Origin of the sequence: Pseudonocardia parietis, assembly GCF_017876315.1 — a bacterium.
GTDB lineage: Bacteria > Actinomycetota > Actinomycetes > Mycobacteriales > Pseudonocardiaceae > Pseudonocardia > Pseudonocardia parietis.
In genome coordinates, this window is record NZ_JAGINU010000001.1 from 3,953,919 (window position 1) to 3,973,409 (window position 19,491).

At 75.0% G+C, this 19,491-nt stretch carries 16 protein-coding genes; 4 read left to right on the forward strand and 12 right to left on the reverse strand.

Annotated elements, in window-relative coordinates; all coding sequences use genetic code 11:
• Positions 1–16: 16 nt before the first annotated feature.
• From JOF36_RS18755 to JOF36_RS18770, 4 genes are all read right to left on the reverse strand, one after another.
• The gene (locus tag JOF36_RS18755) at positions 17–3,250 is read right to left on the reverse strand and encodes a bifunctional cytochrome P450/NADPH--P450 reductase (RefSeq protein WP_210028310.1); all 3,234 of its coding nucleotides are present in this window, start codon (positions 3,248–3,250) and stop codon (positions 17–19) included.
• A gap of 31 nt (positions 3,251–3,281) precedes the next feature.
• A complete protein-coding gene (locus JOF36_RS18760) occupies positions 3,282–3,959 on the reverse strand; it encodes a hypothetical protein (RefSeq protein WP_210028312.1) in 678 nt (225 codons plus the stop codon).
• A 109-nt stretch (positions 3,960–4,068) separates the two neighbouring features.
• Complete coding sequence (locus JOF36_RS18765; RefSeq protein WP_210028314.1) at positions 4,069–4,290, reverse strand: hypothetical protein; 222 nt, start codon at positions 4,288–4,290, stop codon at positions 4,069–4,071.
• Positions 4,287–4,475 (reverse strand): hypothetical protein, encoded by a 189-nt coding sequence (locus JOF36_RS18770; protein ID WP_210028315.1) that lies wholly within the window; start codon positions 4,473–4,475, stop codon positions 4,287–4,289. The genes JOF36_RS18765 and JOF36_RS18770 overlap by 4 nt, the downstream gene beginning before the upstream one ends.
• A gap of 245 nt (positions 4,476–4,720) precedes the next feature.
• On the opposite strand from JOF36_RS18770, the gene JOF36_RS18775 reads away from it, so the two are divergent.
• The 4 genes from JOF36_RS18775 (at position 4,721) to JOF36_RS18790 (ending at position 11,082) form a co-directional block, all read left to right on the forward strand.
• A complete protein-coding gene (locus tag JOF36_RS18775) occupies positions 4,721–5,953 on the forward strand; it encodes a metallophosphoesterase family protein (protein WP_210028316.1) in 1,233 nt (410 codons plus the stop codon).
• Positions 5,950–9,459 carry an AAA family ATPase gene (locus tag JOF36_RS18780; RefSeq protein ID WP_210028317.1) on the forward strand — a complete coding sequence of 1,170 codons (3,510 nt, stop codon included), beginning with the start codon at positions 5,950–5,952 and terminating at the stop codon, positions 9,457–9,459. The genes JOF36_RS18775 and JOF36_RS18780 overlap by 4 nt, the downstream gene beginning before the upstream one ends.
• Positions 9,460–9,485: 26 nt before the next feature.
• Entirely contained in the window at positions 9,486–10,403 is a 918-nt protein-coding gene (locus tag JOF36_RS18785; RefSeq protein ID WP_210028318.1) for an aldose epimerase family protein, read from the forward strand.
• A 61-nt stretch (positions 10,404–10,464) separates the two neighbouring features.
• On the forward strand, positions 10,465–11,082 hold the full coding sequence (locus JOF36_RS18790; RefSeq protein WP_210028319.1) for a malonic semialdehyde reductase: 618 nt from the start codon (positions 10,465–10,467) through the stop codon (positions 11,080–11,082).
• Between the two features lie 113 nt (positions 11,083–11,195).
• On the opposite strand, the gene JOF36_RS18795 is transcribed toward JOF36_RS18790, so the two are convergent.
• From JOF36_RS18795 to JOF36_RS18830, 8 genes are read right to left on the reverse strand one after another with little or no spacing between them, the layout of a single operon-like run.
• Positions 11,196–12,803 carry an ATP-binding cassette domain-containing protein gene (locus tag JOF36_RS18795; RefSeq protein WP_210028321.1) on the reverse strand — a complete coding sequence of 536 codons (1,608 nt, stop codon included), beginning with the start codon at positions 12,801–12,803 and terminating at the stop codon, positions 11,196–11,198.
• Positions 12,800–13,657 carry an ABC transporter permease gene (locus JOF36_RS18800; RefSeq protein ID WP_210028323.1) on the reverse strand — a complete coding sequence of 286 codons (858 nt, stop codon included), beginning with the start codon at positions 13,655–13,657 and terminating at the stop codon, positions 12,800–12,802. Before JOF36_RS18800 ends, JOF36_RS18795 begins: the two co-directional genes overlap by 4 nt.
• Positions 13,654–14,616 (reverse strand): ABC transporter permease, encoded by a 963-nt coding sequence (locus JOF36_RS18805; protein WP_210035906.1) that lies wholly within the window; start codon positions 14,614–14,616, stop codon positions 13,654–13,656. Before JOF36_RS18805 ends, JOF36_RS18800 begins: the two co-directional genes overlap by 4 nt.
• A 5-nt stretch (positions 14,617–14,621) precedes the next feature.
• Positions 14,622–16,172, reverse strand: coding sequence for an ABC transporter substrate-binding protein (locus JOF36_RS18810; RefSeq protein ID WP_210028325.1), 1,551 nt, complete (start codon positions 16,170–16,172; stop codon positions 14,622–14,624).
• A gap of 48 nt (positions 16,173–16,220) precedes the next feature.
• Entirely contained in the window at positions 16,221–16,697 is a 477-nt protein-coding gene (locus JOF36_RS18815) for a thioesterase family protein (RefSeq protein ID WP_210028327.1), read from the reverse strand.
• Positions 16,694–17,653 (reverse strand): 3-hydroxyacyl-CoA dehydrogenase NAD-binding domain-containing protein, encoded by a 960-nt coding sequence (locus JOF36_RS18820; protein WP_210028329.1) that lies wholly within the window; start codon positions 17,651–17,653, stop codon positions 16,694–16,696. The genes JOF36_RS18815 and JOF36_RS18820 overlap by 4 nt, the downstream gene beginning before the upstream one ends.
• Positions 17,646–18,539, reverse strand: a complete 894-nt coding sequence (locus JOF36_RS18825) for a beta-keto acid cleavage family enzyme (protein ID WP_210028331.1) — start codon at positions 18,537–18,539, stop codon at positions 17,646–17,648. Before JOF36_RS18825 ends, JOF36_RS18820 begins: the two co-directional genes overlap by 8 nt.
• Positions 18,536–19,447: a TetR/AcrR family transcriptional regulator gene (locus tag JOF36_RS18830; RefSeq protein ID WP_210028337.1), complete on the reverse strand. Its 912-nt coding sequence runs from the start codon at positions 19,445–19,447 to the stop codon at positions 18,536–18,538. Before JOF36_RS18830 ends, JOF36_RS18825 begins: the two co-directional genes overlap by 4 nt.
• Between the last annotated feature and the right edge of the window lie 44 nt (positions 19,448–19,491).

Sequence of the window (19,491 nt, forward strand, 5' to 3'; positions counted from 1 at the left end):
CCGGCCCGCCGCGCGCTCAGCCGAGCACCGCCGACTCACCCCAGATGTCCTCCAGGTAGCGCCCGCTCGCCCGCAGACCGGCCAGCCACGCCTCGCCCTGCGGCGCACCCGCCCCGGTCCGGTCCCGGAAGACCTCCACCAGCGCGGCCCGCACGGCGGGGGCCATCGTGGCGGCGTTCCCGCACACGTAGACCACGGCGTCGCGCTCCAGGAACTCCCACACCTGCTGCGCCTGCGCGACCAGCACGTGCTGGACGTAGCGGTGCGGGTGGCCGGGTACCCGCGAACACGCGGGCAGCAGCCGCGCCACCCCGGCGTCGGCGAAGACCCGCAGCTCGTCGGCATAGAGCAGGTCGTCGTGCGGGTCCCGGCAGCCCAGCACCAGCAGCGACTCCGCGACCGGCACGCCGCGCTCCTGCAACGACGTCCGTTCCTGGCAGAACCCCCGGAACGGGGCCATCCCGGTCCCCGCCCCGACCATGATCATCGGCCGGTGCGGGTTCTCCGGCGGCCGGAACGCGATCGAGGGCTCCCGGACCAGCACGAACACCGTGCCGCCCGGCGCGGTGTCGCGCAGGTGCGTGGAGCAGACCCCGCGGTGCACCCCGTCACCGGAGCGGGCGGGCCCCTCCAGCACCCCGACCGTGACCGACGGGTGCGGTTCCGTCTCCGGCGCCGAGGAGATCGAGTAGTAGCGCGGCCGCAGCGGCGGGAGCGCGTCGAGGAACGCGTCGAACGGCAGCGTGCTCGACGGATGGAACTCCAGCAGGTCGAGCAGCGAACGCCGGGGGAGTGCCACCTGCTCGCGGTAGCGCGCCCGGGACGCCTCGTCGGTCCCGACGAGCCCGTCGAGGCCGGTCCGCTCCGGGCCGGGCGGCAGGTGCGCCGCGAGTGCCGCGATCCCGGCCCGGCCCGCCGGGTCCTGCAGCTCCACGCACCCGGCGAGCACGGCCAGCAGCGGATACGGCTCGCCCGTCGGCAGGTGGGTCGGGGCCGCGCCGGTGGCGGCGACCGTCACGTAGGTCCCCGGGTCCAGGCCGAACCGGGTGAGCACGCGGCGGACCAGCGCGGTGTCGTTGCGCGGCAGGACACCCAGGTGGTCGCCGGTGGCGTAGGTCGTCCCGGCCGGGAGCTCGATCTCCAGGTGCCGCACCGAGCGGTCCCCGGCGCCCGAGGTCAGCTCCCGGTTGGCCCGCACGAGCGCGGGCACGCTGCGGTAGGAGCGCACGACCGGCGCCGACGCGCGGCGGTTCTCGTACTCCAGCCGCAACCGGGGCCCCGCCGCCGGGGCCGCGGCGTCCCGCCCGCCGAGACCGAGCGCGGTCCCGAGGTCGTCCCACAGGTCGCCGTACCAGGCCGCGTACTGGCCGTCGAAGTCGCCGCGCGCGTCGCCCTCGCCGCGCGGGTGCACCCGGGTGCCGCCGAGTGCCGCGAGCCGGTCGTCGATCAGCGTGGGGACGGCCTGGTAGGTCGAGGCCCAGTCCCGGTTCCCGCAGCCGAACACGGTGTAGCGCACACCCGCGGCGGCGCCGGCCGGGGTCGCGGTCTCGCGCAGCCAGGTGCAGAACCCGGCCGCGTTGTCCGGCGGGGTGCCGTTGTAGGACGCCGACACGATCACCACGGCGCCGGCGGTGGGCAGGTCACGGGTGGCGGAGTCGAGCGGCGCGGTGCGCGCGCTGTAGCCGCGGTCGATCGCGTCCCGGGCGATCCGCCCGGCCACGTCCTCCGCGGTGCCCAGGTTGGAGCCGAACAGCACCAGCAGCGGCGTGCCGTGCCGGTCGCCGGTGGCCGGTGCGGCGGCGGGCGCGGCCGCAGGCGTGGCGAGCACCGCCGCGGGGCCGGCGCCGGAGGTCCGGCCGGACCGCGGGCGCAGCGTGACCGTCAGCCCCTCCGGCTTGAGGGTGAGTGCCTCCTTGATCTTCAGCCGGTAGCCGGTGTGGTCGACGAGCTCGAAGCGCTGCAGCAGCATGCCGAGCACCAGCACGGCCTCCTGCATCGCGAACTGCCGCCCGATGCAGGCACGCTGCCCGGAGCCGAACGGCTTGAACGCGTTCGGCGGGATGGCGTCGCGCCGATCGGGCGCGAAGTGGTCCGGATCGAACCGCTCGGCGTCCGGGCCCCACACCTCGGGCAGCCGGTGCAGCATCGGGGTGAGCGCGATGATCGCGGTGCCCCGGGCCATCGGGTGGCCGCCGACCGTGTCGTCGGCGTAGGGCCTGCGGGTGAACGCGGGCGCGGTCGGCCAGAGCCGCAGCGTCTCGTCCAGGATCTGCCGGACGTAGGTGAGCCTGCCGAGCATCTCCGCGCTCGGCTCCACCCCCGGGTCGGTGCCGAGCACCCGGTCGACCTCCTGCTGGGCGCGGGCCACCACGTCCGGGTGCTTGATCAGGTAGGCGATGGCGAACGACAGCAGCCCGCTGGTCGTCTCGTGCCCGGCGACCAGGAACGTGATGCACTGCGAGACGATGTTGTGGTCGGGCAGCTGACGGCCCTGCTTGTCGGTACCGGTGAGCATGTGGGCGAGCAGGTCGTCGCCCGGGTCGGCGCTGCGCCTGCGGTCGTCGAGGATCGTGCCGACGGTGCCGGTCAGCAGCGCCAGGTCGCGGGCGAACCGGTGTTCGGCGCCGCGGCGGGCCCGGACCAGTGCCGGGGGCATCCGGGTCCGGGCCTGGCTCTCGGCGAGCACGCCGAGCATCGCGTCGACGAACGGGTGGTTGGTCTCCCGGTAGAACGAGTTGAAGCGGTAGCCGAACCCGCACAGGGCGATGGTGTCGAGCGTCAGGCGGGTGGTGTCGGCGGTGACGTCGACCGGCTCGCCCGGGTTCGTGCGCTCCCACTTGAGCATCAGCTGCTGCGCGATGTCGATCATCTGGGGGAGGTAGCCGCGCATCGCGCGGGTGCTGAACGAGGGCAGCAGGATGTCGTGGGCACTGCGCCACAGCGGGTCGTCGGTGTCCGCGGTGAACAGCCCGGCGCTGGTGAACCGGCTGCGCAGGATCCGCTGACCACCGCCGACGAGCTTGGTGAACCGCGCGTCGTCGCAGAGGTCGTTCACCATGTCCAGGCCGGACACGACGTAGCGGTCCCCCTCCGGGGTGCGCAGCCGCATGATCGGTCCGTAGCGGCGGGTGAGCTCCATCAGCGCCTGGATGGTCCGGCCGGCCGGGACGTCGAGGGCGTTGCCGATCAGCGGCAGCGGCCGCGGCCCCGGGACGGCATCGGTCGCCGGGCGACGTGCGGGTGCGGCCATGACGGCTCCTCGGTCCGGGGGACGGCTGGGGTCAGGACGGTGCGGGTTCGGCCGCCACGGCGGCCGGGGCGCGGCGGGCGTGCACGAGCAGGCTCGCGGCGACCAGCACCACCCAGGCCGGCAGGACGAGCGCGGCGGCGGGGTCGGTGCTCGCGGTGAGCAGCAGGAACGCGGCGAGCAGGTACCCGAGCACCGCGACCGGGCCGGGCAGCACCCCGCCGGCACGCAGCAGGGTCGTCGTGGTGATCGCGAACATCCCGGCGCCGCGGACCGCGAACACGAAGAACAGTGCGTACCCGACGGCGGTCAGTGCCCGTGCCACCTGCGGCTCGACCGGCGGTGCGTTCCCCAGCGACGACGCCAGTGCCGGTGCCGCGACGGCGGCCGTGGCCGCGAACAGCATGGCGACGAACAGCACGCCGGAGAGCAGGTTGAGCCCGTGCGCCATCGCCGCCGGCGTCGGGGTCAGGGTGTCGAGCAGGGCACGCATCGCCGTCATGTGCCAGAGGAACGCGATGCCCGCGAGCGGGACGAGGTAGAGCCCGACCGCGACCAGCAGCCCGTCCCCGCCGCCTGCCTGGAAGGCGGCGTAGCGGGTGTCCGGGTCGGCGAGGCCGGGGGCGCGGTGCAGCAGCACCAGCGCCGCGACGAACAGGGCGGCGAACAGCAGACCGGTGGCGGCGGCGAGCCGGGCGGACGGGCCGTTCACCGGGCGCCGTCCGCGGTCGTGTTCATCCGATGACCAGACCGCACCCCGGCGGCCCGGTCCATCCCCACTTTCGACGGTTTACCGCCGGTAGGTCACTGCCAGGAGACCGTCAGCGGTGGTCGGCCTGCGCGGCGGCGTGCTGGATCGCGGCGGGGGACAGGCCGCGGCGGGCGCCGTCCCACTCGCCGGTGTCGGGCAGCTCGCAGGGCAGCGCGTGCACGTGGCTGCGCACCGCGGCCCCGTCGGGGCCGACCACGTCCTGGGCCCGGAACGGCTCGCGGGTGCGGTCGATCGGGTTCAGGCAGACCTCGCAGAGCAGGTCCCGGATCATGCCGCTCGCCCCCGCTGCTCGGCCGGGGTGACGCTCCCGGCGGCGGGGCAGGCGTCGACGTGCACGACCGCGTGGCGCCAGGCGACGTTCCCGGCGGCGTCGGAGTGGTCGATGTGGGCCAGCCGGTAGTAGCGGTCGGTCGTGGGGTCGACCGGGCCGTAGCACCGTTCGCAGAGCAGAGTCATCGTGAGCGTGCCTCGGAGGTATCGGGATCGGGCGTCAATGCTGTACCCGCGCGCCCGGGGGCGGACACCGGAACGTGACCGGCACCGCTGTGTCCTGCCCCACCTGCTGAACCCGCAGGAGTGGCGACGTCGCTGTGGGTGCCCGACGCGCCGGGCCGCCTCGGCGGTGCTGTCGCCCCCCTCTCCTAGACTCGCCCGGTCCGCCGCAGCCCCCGAACGTCGCCCCCGAGGTACGGAGCCGCCCCGTGCGCCTGGTCCACGCCGCCGACCTGCACCTGGACAGCCCCCTGCGCGGGCTGTCCCGGCTCGGCGACTCCGACCTCGCCGCGACGCTGCGCTCGGCCACCCGGCGGGCCTGCGAGAACCTGGTGGACGCCGTCGTCGACCACCGGGCGGACGCGCTGCTGCTGGCCGGTGACGTCTACGACGGGGACTGGAAGGACTACGCCACCGGTGCCTTCTTCGTCCGCCAGCTGTCCCGGCTGCACGACGAGGGCATCCCGGTCTTCCTGATCAACGGCAACCACGACGCCGAGTCCGAGATCACCCGCTCGCTGCGGCTGCCCCCGAACACGCACCGGCTCGCGACCGACGCCCCGGAGACGGTCGTCCTCGACGACCTCGGGCTGGCCGTGCACGGGCAGGGCTTCGCCCGCCGGGCCGTCGTGGAGAACCTGGTGCCCGCCTATCCCGACCGGATCCCCGGCCTGGTGAACGCCGGCATGCTGCACACCTCGGTGCAGGGCGACGACCGGCACGACACCTACGCCCCCTGCCGGCCCGACGACCTGTCCGGCTGCGGGTACGAGTACTTCGCGCTCGGGCACGTGCACGAGCAGCGGGTCGTCTGCGACGGCCTGCACACGGCCGCGTTCTCCGGGAACCTGCAGGGCCGCCACCCCCAGGAGCGGGGAGCCAAGGGCGCGCTGCTCGTCGACGTGGAACCCGGGCGGGCCGCGCAGCTCGAGCCGCTGGAGCTCGACGTCGCCCGCTGGGAGCTGGTGGAGGTCGACATCACCGGACTGGCCGGTGCCGACGAGGTGTTCGACGCCGTCGCCGCGGCCGTGCGGGAGCGGTGTGTCCGGGCCGCGCCGCGCGCGGTCGTCGCGCAGGTGACGCTGTACGGCGCCGGCCCGGCCGCGGCGGAGCTGACCGCGACCGAGCGGGTCCGCACCGAGCTGGAGCTCGCCGCGGAGAACGCCGGCGCGGTCCTGGAGAAGATCCGCAACCGGACCCGGCCCCCGGCCGACGCCCTCGCCGTCGACCCCGAGCTGACCGCCGCGGTGTCCGCGACGGCCGCCGGGCTCGCCGCGGACCCGGACCGGGTCCGGGAGCTGGCCGCGCCGCTGGAACGCGAGGTCGGGCGGCGGCTGCGCGAGGCGGGCCTGCTGGACCTGCGCGACGACGAGCGGCTCGCCGCGCTGGCCCGCCAGGCCGAGCAGCAGCTGCTGGCCCGGATGGCGGGGGAGGGCTCGTGAGCGCGGCGCTGCGCGCGCTGGTCCTGGAACGCTACGGCGCCTACGAGGACCGGTCGCTGACCCTGGGCACCGGGCTGACGATCGTGTCCGGCCCGAACGAGGCGGGCAAGACCACCCTGCTCGATGCGCTGTCCGACCTGCTGTGGGGGATGCCCCGCCCGGCGAAGCACGCCTACGCCGTCAGTCCGGCCCGGCTCGCCGTCGCCGCCCGGGTCACCCACGGCGACGGCGAGCGGGTCCTGCGCCGGACCACCCGCGGCCTGCACGACGACGAGGGCACCGCCGTCGACGCCCCCTGGGGCGCCGGCGGCGCGGAGGCCCGCAAGCGCTGGCGGGAGGGCTTCGGCCTGGGCCACGAGCAGCTCCGCGACGGCGGGCGCAAGCTCTGCGCCGGCGGCGGCGACCTCGCCGAGCTCGTGTTCACCGCGCGCAGCGGCCGCGACGCCCGGACCCTGGTCGCCGCGCTCGACGCCGAGGCCGACGCGCTCTACAAGGAGCACCGCGGCAGCAGGTCGGTGCAGGTGCGGGCCGCGTTCGCCCGCTTCACCGATGCCGAGAAGGCCGCCGCGGACCGGACCTCGCGGGCCGGTGAGGTCACCGCGCTCGCCGACGAGATCGCCCGCCTGGAACGCCGGGCCACCGAGCTCGCCCGCACCCGCCGCACCGCCGCCGACGACGCCGACCGGGCCCGCCAGGCCGTCCGGGGCCGCGAACCGGCCCGCGAGCTGGCCGAGCTGCACGCCGAACGCGACGCCCTGTGCGCCACCGGTGCCGCGCTCGACGTGGGGTCGCTGGCCGAGTACACCCGCGCGACGGCCGACCGGGAGACCGCCGAGCGCCGCCGCGACGAGCACCGCGAGCGGGCCGAAGAGCTGCGCTCCGACCGCGCCGAGCTCGATCTCGACGAGGACCTGCTCGCCGACGCCACCCGGATCCGGGAGCTCGAGTCCGCCGCACAGGCCCGCCGGGCCGACGCCGAGCGGGCGGCCGGATTGCGCGCCGACGCCGCCGAGCTGCACCGCCGCGCCGAGACCGCGCTGGCCGGCCTGGTCGCCGAGGACGGGCGCAGCGCCGACGAGCGGCTCGCCGCCGTGCACCTGCCCGCCGACCGGGCCCGCGACCTCGACGCGATCGCCCGGCGGCTGCACGACGCCGTCGTCGAGGCCGAGCGGGCCGAGCGGCTGCACGCCGAGGCCCTCGCCGAGGTGCGGGAGGTCGCCGAGGTGCCCGGCGGGCTGGACCCCGACCAGGTCGGCCGGGTCGCCGAGGTCCGCCGCGCGATCGAGGCCGAGGGATCGGCGGCCGCGCTGTGCCGGGCCGCGGTGGTCGAGCGGGACGCGGCGCTGGCCCGCCGGGCCGAGGCCCTGCAGGTGGCGGGTCACCGCGGCCCGGACACCGCGACCGTGCTGGCGCCGCCGGTGCGCGAGGTACGCACGCTGCGGACCGCGCTGCGCTCCGCCGAGCAGGACCAGCGCTCCGCCGAGCGGGCCGCCGCCGACGCCGCCGAGCGCGAGCACCGTGCCCGCTCGGCCCGCGACGGGGTCGTCGCCCGCGGCCGTCCGGTGGGGCCCGACGCACTGGCCGCCGCCCGCGCCGAACGGGACGCCGCCGTGCAGGAGCTGCTGTCCGCCCGGTCCGCGGTACCCGCGGCGCGGGTCGCGGCCGCCGTCGCCGCGGCGGACCGGGTCGCCGACGACATGATCGAGTCCGCGGACCGGGTCGCCGAGCTCGCGCACCGCGAGGCCGAGCTGGACGCGGCGTGCGCCGAGGCCGCCGACGCGGCCGCCGACGTCGACGACGCCCGCGCCCGCGCCGAGAACGCCCGGACCGCCTGGGCGACGCTGTGGCGCTCGCACGGTGTCGCCGTCCCGGACCCGGACGACGCCGACGGCGTGGTCACCGCGCTCACCGACGCGGTCCGCGCGCAGGGCGAGGTGGGCCGCGCCGACGAGCGCCTCGCCCGGCTGCGCGACCAGGCCGACGAGCAGGAACGGGCCCTCGCCGCGGCGCTGGCCGCCGCCGGTCGTCCGCGCGACGGGGCACCGCTGGACGTCCTGCTCGTCGCCGCGGGCGACCTCGCGACCGAGGCCGAGCACGCCCGCGACCGCCGGGTGCTGCTGCACCGGCTGCGCAGCGAGTCCGAGCGCGCCGGGGGCGCCGCCGACGCCGCCCGGCACGAGTGCGAGCTGGCGCGGTCGCGCTGGCGCTTCGCCCTGCGCAGCGCCGGGCTGCCCACCGATCTCGGGCCGTCCGGGTGGGACACCCGCCGCGACACCGTCGCCGACGCCCAGCAGGCCGGCGCGACCGCCCGCCAGGACGACGCCGAGGCCAAGCGGCTCGAACGGGCCGTCAGCACGCACTGCCGGGCCGTCACCGCGCTCGTCGAGCGGCACCTGGACCGGGCCCCGACCGGGACCGCGTCCGCCGACCGGCTCGGTGAGCTGGCCGACCGGGTCCGCGAGGTCACCAAGGCCGCGGTGTCGGCCGGGCACCTCGACGACGGCATCGTCGCCGCCGAGGACGCCGCCGCCCGGGCCGCCCGCGACGCCGCCGCCGCCGGCGCGGTGCTCGACCGGCTCGCCGTCGAGCTGGCGCTGACCGAGGCGATGGAGCCGGGCGGGCTGGAGGCCGCGGCCGAGCGCGGCGCGACGGTCGCCGACCTCGACGACCGGATCGCCGAGCAGGCACGGCTGCTCGCCGCCGCCGCGCCCGACCTCGACCCGGACGAGCTCGTCGCGTCCGCCCCGGAGACCGAACCGGGTGCGCTGGCCGAGGCGCTCGACCGTGCCGAGGCGCACGAGAGCGAGCTCGGCGCCGAACAGGACGAGATCCGCGAGCAGCTCGGCGGACTGCGCGCGCGGCGCCGCGAGCTGGAGGAGGCCGAGGGCGCCGCCGAGCTGCACGCCCGCGCCCAGGAGGAGCTGGCCGGCGTCGCCGACGCCGCGGAGCGCTACCTCGTGCTGCACCTGCAGCGGGAGATCCTGCGCCGGGAGCTGGACGCCTACGAGCGCAGCCACGCCTCCCCGCTGCTGGTCCGGGCGGGGACGCTGCTGGAGCAGCTGACCGGCGGCCGGTTCGTCGCGCTGCGCCCGCCGTCCGAGCCGGGCTCGGGGACCCGCACCCTGGTCGCGGTCCGCTCCGACGGCGAGGAGCTGGCGCCGGAGAAGCTGTCGGAGGGCACCGCCGACCAGGTGCACCTGGCGTTGCGGCTGGCCGGCATCGAGCAGCTGCAGGCCGACCGGGCCGCGACCGGCCTGCCCCCGGTGCCGGTGGTCCTCGACGACATCCTGATGACCTTCGACGACGAGCGCGCCCCGGCCGCGATCCGGGTGCTCGCCGAGCTGGCCGGGTCGCAGCAGGTCCTGCTGTTCACCCACCACGAGCACCTGGTCGGGCTCGCCCGCGACACCGGCGTCGACTTCACCGTCGCCGAGCTGGGCCCGCCGGCCCCGGTCGACGTCGTGCTGGACGCCGAGGCGGCCCGGGCGACCCCGCTCGCGGGCTGATCCGGCCCGGCCCGCAGACTGCCGTCATGGACGCGTGCGGTGAGCGGTTCGTGATCGTCAGCGGGGACGCCAGGGCCGAGGTCGATGAGATCGGTGGCGGGCTCGCCGGGTTCGTCCAGGGTGGACGGGTACGGGTGGAGCCGCACCCGCCGACCGCCCGGCCCCCGAAGGGTTCCGGGGCGGTGCTGGCGCCGTGGCCGAACCGGGTCCGCGACGGCCGCTGGAGCCACCGCGGCACCGGGTACCGGCTCGCGCTGACCGAGCCCGACGCCGGCAACGCCATCCACGGCCTGCTCCGGCACGTGCCGTGGACGCTCACCGGCCGCGGCGGCGACCACGTGTCGCTCTCCGCCGTCGCGCCCGCCCAGCCGGGCTGGCCGCAGCCGGTGCGGGTGCGGGTCACCTACACCGTCGGCGCGGGCGGGCTCACCGTCGAGACCACGGTGGAGAACCTCGGGTCCGCCCCGGTGCCGTTCGGGCTCGGCTTCCACCCCTACCTGCGGGTCGGCGACGTGCCCACCGACGAGCTGGACCTGACCCTGGCCGCGCGGACGTCGCTGCCGTTGCACGACGGGCTGCCCGCCGGCCCGGCGGTCGCCCTGGAACGCTCGTTCTCCTCCACCCCGCTGGCCGGGCTGGACCTGGACGACACGTTCGGCGGGTGCCGCCCCGGTGACGGCGACGAGTTCGTCCGGCACCGGGTCGCCGCCCCGGACGACGGCGGGACCGAGCTGTGGGCCGACCCGGCGTTCGGCTGGGTGCAGGTGTTCACCCCGCCGGACTTCCCCCGCCAGGTCCCGGACGGCGCCGTCGTGGCCTCCCGGGCGGTCGCCGTCGAGCCGATGACCTGCCCGCCCGACGCCCTGAACAGCGGCACCGGGCTGATGGAGCTCGTGCCGGGGGAGGTCCACGTCCTGCGCTGGGGAGTCTGCGCGACCGACTGAGTGATCCACTTCACGGTTCCGCGAGGGAATCCTCGGTCGATGGTTGAGCGCTTCACCAACCGTGACCGCACCGACCTCCGTACGCCTGCCCCGCCTCGACGAAGCCGGGCGCGCCGCACTGTTCACCGATGCCCGCACCGCGAACACCTTCACCGGTGAGCCGGTCTCCGACGAGACGCTGCGCGCCATCTGGGAGCTCGCGCAGTGGCCGCCGACCGCGGCCAACACGCAGCCGCTGCGCGTCACCTTCGTGCGCACCGGTGCGGGCCGGGAGCGGCTGATCCCGCTGCTCGCCGAGGGCAACCGGGCCAAGTCCGAGGCCGCCCCCGTCGTCGCACTGCTGGCCGCCGACCTGGACTTCCACGAGCACGCGCCGGTGACCTTTCCGGTCAAGCCCGACTTCCGGGAGAGCCTCGAGGAGCAGGGCCGTGGGGGCCGCGAGCCCATGGCCCGGTTCAACGCGAGCCTGCAGGTGGGCTACTTCCTGCTCGCCGCCCGCGCGCACGGCCTGGCCGCCGGCCCGATGGCCGGGTTCGACGCCGACGCCGTCACCGCCGAGTTCTTCCCCGGCGGACGGCACCGTGCGCTGCTCGTGGTGAACCTGGGCCACCCGGCCGACGACGCCTGGCACCCCCGCCTGCCGCGCCTCGCCGCCGAGGACGTCCTGAGCTTCGCCTGAGCATCGTGCCCACCCGCCGAGATGCGGCCCACGGGGCGGTGGAGATCGACATCTCCCGCTGAGCTGCATCTCGGTGCGGGTGGTCCGGGCACGGACGGATCGAGCACAGGGGCTCAGCGCACCGCGGCCATCGAGGGCGTGTGCTCCAGGAGCTCACGGGTGTAGTCGTGCTGCGGGTTCGTGAGTACCTCCTCCACGGTGCCCTGTTCGACGATCTGCCCGCCCTGCAGCACCGCGATCCGGTCCGCGACCCCGCGGGCCAGCGCGATGTTGTGGGTCACGAACAGCATCGCGGTCCCCAGCTCGCTGCGGACCAGTGCGAGCAGGTCCAGGATCGACGCCTGCACCGAGACGTCCAGCGCCGAGGTCACCTCGTCGCAGACCAGCACGTCGGGCGCGGTGACCAGGGCCCGTGCGATCGCCGCGCGCTGGCGTTCACCGCCCGAGAGCGCACCCGGGTAGCGGCCCGCGAACGACCCGTCGAGCTGGACCTGGTCGAGCATGTCGAGCACCCGGGCGCGCCGGGCGTCGGCGTCGAGGTTCGTCAGGTGGCGCAGCGGCACGTCCAGCGAGCTCGCGATCGTCCGCCGCGGGTTGAGCGAGGCGAACGGGCTCTGGAACACGTACTGCACGCTGCGCAGCTGGGCATAGCTGCGCGGCGTACTGAGCTGGTCGCCCTTGAGCGACAGGGTGCCCGAGTCCAGGTCGAGCAGCCCGGACAGCCCGCGGGCCAGGGTGGTCTTGCCGGAGCCGGACTCGCCGAGCAGCATCAGGCACTCGCCGGGCCATAGCTCCATGTCGACGCCGTCGAGCACCGTCTTCGGCCCGTAGCGCTTGCCGGCCCCGGTCACCCGCAGCAGCGGGTCACCCTCGCCGGTCGGTGACGGCTCCCGCTCCACGACCCGGTCCAGGTCCGGTACGGCGGCGATCAGACCGCGGGTGTACGGATGCTCGGGCGCGGTGAGCACCTGCCGTACCGACCCGGTCTCCACCACCTCACCGGCCTGCATGACCGCGACGCGATCGGCCAGCCCGGCCACGACGGCGAGGTCGTGGGTGATGTAGAGCGCGGCGGTCCGCGAGCGGGTCACCAGGTCCCGGACGGTGTCGAGCACCAGGTCCTGGGTGGTGACGTCCAGCCCGGTGGTCGGCTCGTCGAGGACGACGACGTCCGGCCGGTTCGCGAACGCCGCCGCGATCCCGACCCGCTGCTGCTGCCCACCGGAGAGCTGGTGGGGGTAGCGGTGCAGGTAGGCCTCGTCGGTCGGGAGCCCGACGTCGCCGAGCACCTCCCGGACCCGTTCCGCCGGGTCGCCCTCGTAGCCGTGCGCCTCGAGCACCTCCCGGACCTGGGTGCCGATGCGCAGCAGCGGGTTCAGCGACAGCGCCGGGTCCTGCGGCACGTAGGAGACCAGCCGCCCACGCACCCCGCGCAGCGTCGCCGCGGGCAGCGCCAGCAGGTCGGTGTGCGACTCGGTGTGCCCGTGGAAGGCGATCGTCCCGCCGGTGTACCCCAGACCCGTCCGGAAGTGTCCGAGCGCGGCCAGCGCGGCCGTCGTCTTCCCGGAGCCGGACTCGCCGACCAGCGCGAGGATCTCGCCCGGCGCGACGGCGTAGTCCACGCCGTGCAGCACCTCGCGCCCGCCGGTGGTCGCCACCCGCAGGCCGGTGCACTCGATCGTGAAACCCGTGTCGGCGGTACTCGTGTCAACACTGCTCATGACGCCGCCTCCCCTGTCGTGTCCGCGGACTCCTTCGCCAGCGCGTCGGTGATCATGTTCGTGCCGACGGTCAGCACCGCGATCGCCAGCACCGGGAGCAGCACGCCCCACGGGGTGACGCTCAGCGCGATCCGGTTCTCGTTGATCTGCAGGCCCCAGTCCGCGGCAGGCGGTTGCACGCCGAGCCCGAGGAACGACAGCGAGGCGATGTAGCCGATCGAGTAGGTCAGCCGCAGACCGAGCTCCACCATCAGCGGGCCGGTGATGTTCGGCAGCACCTCGGTGGTGAGGATCCGCCGCCGTGGCACGCCGTACATCCGCGCGGCCTGCACGTAGTCCTGGCCCGCGACCGACAGCGTCGCCTGGCGGGCGACCCGGGCCACCCGCGGGATGTGGGTGATGCCGATGACCAGCACGAGCAGCCAGCCCGACGAGCCGAGCACGGCCACCGCGAGCAGCGCCAGCACCAGCTGCGGGAACGAGAGCAGCACGTCGCCGCCGCGCATGATCAGCGCGTCGAGCCGGCCGCCGGAGTACCCGGCGAGCATCCCGGCGACCGCGCCGCCGATGATGCCGATCGCCGTCGCGGCCAGTGCGTAGAGCAGCACCGGGCCGCCGCCGGAGAGGAAGCGGGTGAACACGTCGCGACCGAGGTCGTCGGTGCCCGCGATGCCGTCGGCCCGGAACGGGCGACCGGCGAAGTCCTCGATGGTGTAGCCGGTGAGCAATGGCGCGAGCAGCGGGCCGAGCACCGCCACCGCGACGACGACCAGGGTCAGCACGGCCCCGATCCGGGCCTGGCGGCGGCGGAACGTGCGCCGCAGCAGCCCTGCGGGAACGGTGGGGGCGCTCATGCGGCACCTCCTTCGGTATGCCGGATCCGGGGATCGGCGAGGATCCCGGCCACGTCGGCGGCCAGGTTCACCAGCACGTAGAACACCGCGATGATCAGTGTGATCGCCTGCACCACCTGCACGTCCCGGTTGGCCACGGCGTCGATCAACGCCTGCCCGATCCCGGGATAGCGGAACAGGAACTCCACGACGACGACGCCACCGGCCAGCCAGGCCAGCTGCATCGCGATCACCTGCGCGACCGGCCCGATCGTGTGCGGCACGGCGTGGCGCATCAGGACGGTGCGCTCGGGCAGCCCCTTGAGCCGGGCCATCTCGACGTAGCCGGCGTCGAGGGACTCCGACAGCGTCGCCCGGGTCATCCGGATCACGTAGGGGACCACGACCAGCGCGAGGGTCAGCACGGGCAGCACCAGCTGCTCGGGCCGCGCCCAGACCGGCTCGCCGGGCCGGGCGATGGTCACCGAGGGCAGGATCGGCAGCACCGACGTCGCGAACAGCACCACCAGCAGCACACCGATGACGAACTCCGGCAGGGCGGCCAGCACCAGGCTGGACCCGGAGAGCGCGGAGTCGGTCCGGGTGTTGCGGCGCACGGCCGCCCACGCGCCGAGCGCGAGCGCGATCGGCGTGGAGATCAGCGCGGTGAGCACGAGCAGCAGCGCGGACGCGGCGATCCGGCCGCCGAGCAGCTCGGACACCGGGCCCTGGGTGGCGGCGGAGAAGCCGAAGTCGCCGGTGAGGACCCCACCGAGCCAGGACAGGTAGCGCTCCCAGGCTGGACGGTCGAGACCGAGCTGCTCGGTCAGCGCCGCCACGCGGTCCGGGGTGGCCTGCTGACCGAGGATCGCCCGGGCGGGGTCGCCCGGGAGCAGCAGCGTCGCACCGAAGATCAGCAACGAGACGACGAGCAGCACGAGCACGGACACCAGCAGCCGCTTGAGGATCATGCGGGTCAGGAGGCTCATGCGTTCACCCACGCCTTCCGGAACTCATAGCCGGACAGCGACATCCCGGTGCGGTTCGGGACGAGCCCGCCGACATAGGCCTGGTGGGCGTCGACCCGGTCCGGGAACCCCCAGATCAGGTAGCCCCCGCGCTCGAACTCGATCTCCTGCGCCCGGCGCACCAGCTGCGCCCGCAGGTTCGGGTCCACCTCGGACCGGGCCCGGCGGATGATCCCCTGGTACTCGGCGTCGTCCCAGTGGGTCTCGTTGAACGGTGCCTCCGGCATCGACGACTGCGACGCCTGCGGGATGTAGTTGCGCGTGTTCCAGAAGCTCTGCGCGAACTCCCACTGCAGGTACTGGTCGGAGAAGAAGGTGGAGGTGTCCACCCGCCGCAGCCCGATCTCGACGCCCGCGCCGCGGGCCTGGGTGGCGAGCACCTGCGCCGCCTCGACGGATCCGGCCTGGATCGGGGAGGTGACCAGCTCCAGTGACAGGTTCGGCTTCCCGGCCGCCGAGAGCAGCTCGCGGGCCCGCCCGAGGTCCTGCTCGCGCGTCACGCTCAGGTAGTTCGGGTCGAACGGGGAGTAGAGGTCGGCCGCGCGGTTGCCCAGGCCGGACAGCACCTGGTTCACCATCTCGTCGCGGCCGGCGATCAGCCGCAGGGCCTGCCGGACGCGGACGTCGTCGAACGGCGCGACGTCCACCCGCATCGTGAACGGCAGCCACGCCCCGGTCTCGGAGGTGAGCAGCCGGATCGACTCGTAGGAGCCGACGACCTCGGTCAGCGACAGCGGGACCTGGTCGATCGCGTCGACCTGGCCGGAGAGCAGCGCGTTGATCCGCGCGTCGTCCTCGGCGAAGTTGATGAGCTCGAGCCGGTCGAGGTAGGGCTCCTCGGGGCGCCAGTACCCCTCGTGGCGGACGAAGGTGCTCTGCTGACCCGCGGTGAAACCCTCGAACCGGAACGGCCCGGTGCCGACCGGGCGCGTCACGTCGAAGTCGGCGGGGACGATCCCGCACGAGTACTCGGCCAGGTACTGGTCGAACACCGGCGAGGGCTCGCTCAGCTCGAAGCGCACCTGCCGGTCGCCGACCACCACGACCCGGTCGAGGACCGAGAGCTGCGAGGCCCCGACCTTCGGGTCGTCGGGGTCGGTGATCCGGGCGAAGGTGGCGACGATGTCGTCCGGGGTGACCGGGCGGCCGTCGTGGAAGGTGATCCCGTTGCGGATCGTCGCGGTCCAGGCGCGGGCCCCGGGCTCGGGGCGGACGGCCTCGGCGACGGCGGGCTGCACGGTGTAGGCGTCGTCCCAGTGCACCAGCGGTTCGTACAGGCTGATCGTGCGGGCGATGTCGGGGTTGGTCGCCGGGATGTGCGGGTCCAGGGTGTCGGAGGCGCCGCCTCCGGTCACCCCGACCCGCAGCACGCCGCCCTGGCGGGGCGGACCGGCGTCCCGGGCCGCTGCGGGCCCGCCGCAGCCGGCGAGGAACGCCGCCGCAGCCAGGCCGGCAGCTCCGCCGAGCAGGCGGCGCCGGTTGAACGGCGCCGCTGTCGGGCTGATCATGAAGGTGTCTCCTCGGGAAGGGCCCGGGTGTCGGGCCGCGGTCGGGGCTCACATCGGGGGCCGACGCCTCACCTCCCCGACGGTGGCGATCGACCGTCCGGCGTGCTCGGGTTCGGGGACGTCCAGGTCATCGGCGAGGTCGTCGAGGGCCGCCGCGACCCCGGCCGGGAACGGCTGTGTGCCGTCCGGGCCGACGTGCAGGCACATCAGCTCCTCGGTGGCCGCGAGCCGGCCCTCGACGTGCAGCTCGTGCCAGATCCGCAGGCGCTTGGCGTCATGTCCGAGCACCCGGGTGCGGACCTCGAGGTCGGCATCGGGCCCGACCTCCCGCAGGTACCGCACGTGCGCCTCCACGGTGTAGAGCGAGCAGCCGGTCTCCGCGCGGTAGGGCGCGTCCAGCCCGGCGCGGTCCATCAGCGCCGTCGTCGCGTCCCCGAACACCAGCACGTAGTACGGCTCGGACAGATGACCGTTGTAGTCGATCCACTCCGGACGAACACGGTCGGTGTGCACCAATGCGGTCACGATCGACCGGCCGCGCGTGCCGTCTGGACCGCCCGGCGTATCGCGATGACCGCACGGTCACGCTCTGCGACCAGCTCGGCCATCGGCCGTCCGCCGGCGCTGACCTCGGCCCCGGCGACCATGTCGTCACGCAGCTCGGAGGTCAGCTCGGGGGCGTCGAGCCGGGTCCAGGGCGCCTTCAGCGACGGCCCGAAGTGGTCGAGCATGTGCGCCATCCCGCCCTCGCCGCCCGCCAGGTGGAAGGTCAGGCAGGGGCCGTGCACCGGCCAGCGCAGGCCGGGCCCGTCGGTGATCGAGCGGTCGATCTCCTCCGGGGTGGCCTCGCCGGCGGCGACCATGTGCAGCGCCTCGCGCCAGATCGCCTCCTGCAGCCGGTTCGCGATGAAGCCGGGCAGCTCTTGGTCCATCTCGATCACCGACTTGCCGATGTGCCGGTAGAACTCGGCCGCCCGCGACACCGCCCACGGCGCGGTGGCGGTACCGCCGACCACCTCGACCAGCGGGATCAGGTACGGCGGGTTGAACGGGTGCCCGACGACCAGGCGTGCGGGGTCGGTCGCCTCGGTCGCCATGTCGCTCATCGGGAACCCCGACGTCGACGACGCGACGACGACGTCCGGCCCGGTCGCGGCGGCCAGCTCGGCCAGCAGGGACCGCTTGAGCCCGAGGTCCTCCGGCGCGCTCTCCTGCACGAAGTCCGCACCGGCGACGGCCTCGGCGACGGTCGGGTGCAGGGTGATCGCCGCCGGGTCGGCGCCCTCGGCCAGGCCCAGCTCGGTCAGCGCGGGCCAGGCCGCGTCCACCACGCGGCGCAGCTTCTGCTCGGCGTCCGGCGCCGGGTCCCAGGCCCGCACCCGCAGCCCGCGGGACAGGAAGTACGCGGCCCACCCGGCCCCGATCACGCCGGCGCCGATGCAGGCGACGGTCCGGATCTCGCTCGCCTGCCGCTCAGCCACCGGAACGCTCCGTGAGGCCGAGGATCTCCCGTGCCCGGTCCGGGGTCGCCACGGAGGCGCCCAGGTCCTGCACGATCTGCACCGCCCGCTCGGCGAGCTGCTCGTTGGTCGCCTTCACCCCGCGGGAGAGGTAGAGGTTGTCCTCCAGCCCGACGCGGACGTGCCCGCCCTGCAGCATCGACTGCGCCGTCCACGGCAGCTGCTCGCGGCCGATCGCGAACGAGGCGAAGTTCGCCCCCTCGGGCAGCAGGTTCACCATCGCCGCCAGCACGCCGGGGTCGGCCGGGGCGCCGTAGGGGATGCCCATGCACAGCTGGAACAGCGGCGGTGCGTCGATCAGGCCCTCGGCGACCATGGTGGAGGCGAACCACAGCTGGCCGGTGTCGAAGATCTCGAGCTCGGGCTTCACACCGAGCTCCTGGACCCGCTTCGCGCCGGTCCGCAGCATGTCCGGTGTGGACACGTAGAGCGTGTTGCCCTCGCCGAAGTTCAGCGAGCCGCAGTCGAGGGTGCAGATGTCGGGCAGCAGGTCCTCGACGTGCGGGAGCCGCTCGAGGGCGTTGACCAGGTCGGTCCCGTCGACCGGCTTCAGCGGGTCCTCGGGGTCGATCACGAGGTCGCCGCCCATGCCCGCGGTCAGGTTCAGCACGACGTCGACGCCGGAGTCGCGGATCCGGGTCACGGTGTCGCGGTAGAGCTCGACGGCCCGCGACGGGTCGCCGGTCTCGGGGTCGCGCACGTGGACGTGCACGATGGCGGCGCCGGCCCGGGCCGCGGCGATCGCGTCGGCGGCGATCGCGGCCGGGGTCACGGGGACGTGCGGGCTGCGGCCCACGGTGTCCCCGGATCCGGTCACGGCGCAGGTGATGATGACGTCACGGTTCATTCGGTCTCCGTCCGGTGGGTGTTCCCCGGGTCTGCGAGCACAGCCCGGTCGATGAAGTCGTGCAGCACCGCGCGCATCTGGTCGCGGGCCGCACCGGGGGTACGCGCCATGACCTGGATGCCGAGGCCGTCGATCATGGCGGTGAGCTGGCGGGCGAGCGGCTCGGTGCGGCCGGCGACGAACACGCCGGTGTCCGCGCCGTCCTGCAGGGTCATGAGCACGCTGCGGTACCAGCGGTCGTAGGAGTCCCAGTACAGCTCGCGGCGGGCCGGGTCGATCGCCGACTCGGCCCACACCTGGATCCAGATCGACCACTCGCGGCGCAGCAGCTCGCTCGAGGGCAGCTGCAGGTCGATCAGCCGCAGCAGCCGGGCGTGCGGGTCGGGGACCTCCCCGAGCGCGGCGACCTGCCGGTCGAAGGCGAGTTTCACGTTGTGCCGCAACGCCTCGTCCAGCAGCTCGGAACGGGTGGGGAAGTGGTAGTGGATCGTGGCCGGGCTGGTCCCGCAGGCCCGCGCGACGTCGGCCGTCCGGACCCGGTGGTAGCCGTGGTCGGTGATGAGGCACCAGGCGGCGTCCAGGATGCGGCGCCGGGTCTCCCGGGCACCGCGCGGCGCGGCGGGAGCGTCGCGGTGCGCGGCCGCCCCGCCCGGGACGGCGGTGTGGATGCGGGCGTCGTCGCGGCCGTGCAGCAGCCGGTTCACCGTCTCGCCGGTGACGTCGGCGATCGCGACCAGCTCGTCGGCGGCGAACCGGCGACGCCCGGCCAGCGACTTCGACAGCTTGGTCTCGTCGAGCCCGATGGCCGCCGCGAACCGGCGCTGGGTCCACCCGTCGCGTTCCAGCAGCTCGCGCACGCGGGAGGCGACGGCGTCGCCTGCCGGAGTGGCGGGGCTGGTCGCGGTCATGGCGAGGACCGTAGTGGTCGACTTGCGATATCCGCAAACAGGGC

Bases quoted from the DNA above. Each gene is read 5' to 3' on its own strand.
- JOF36_RS18755 (WP_210028310.1), bottom strand. From the start codon at position 3,250: ATGGCCGCACCCGCACGTCGCCCGGCGACCGATGCCGTCCCGGGGCCG.
- JOF36_RS18765 (WP_210028314.1), bottom strand. From the start codon at position 4,290: ATGATCCGGGACCTGCTCTGCGAGGTCTGCCTGAACCCGATCGACCGC.
- JOF36_RS18770 (WP_210028315.1), bottom strand. From the start codon at position 4,475: ATGACTCTGCTCTGCGAACGGTGCTACGGCCCGGTCGACCCCACGACC.
- JOF36_RS18785 (WP_210028318.1), top strand. From the start codon at position 9,486: ATGGACGCGTGCGGTGAGCGGTTCGTGATCGTCAGCGGGGACGCCAGG.
- JOF36_RS18795 (WP_210028321.1), bottom strand. From the start codon at position 12,803: ATGAGCAGTGTTGACACGAGTACCGCCGACACGGGTTTCACGATCGAG.
- JOF36_RS18800 (WP_210028323.1), bottom strand. From the start codon at position 13,657: ATGAGCGCCCCCACCGTTCCCGCAGGGCTGCTGCGGCGCACGTTCCGC.
- JOF36_RS18810 (WP_210028325.1), bottom strand. From the start codon at position 16,172: ATGATCAGCCCGACAGCGGCGCCGTTCAACCGGCGCCGCCTGCTCGGC.
- JOF36_RS18825 (WP_210028331.1), bottom strand. From the start codon at position 18,539: ATGAACCGTGACGTCATCATCACCTGCGCCGTGACCGGATCCGGGGAC.
- JOF36_RS18830 (WP_210028337.1), bottom strand. From the start codon at position 19,447: ATGACCGCGACCAGCCCCGCCACTCCGGCAGGCGACGCCGTCGCCTCC.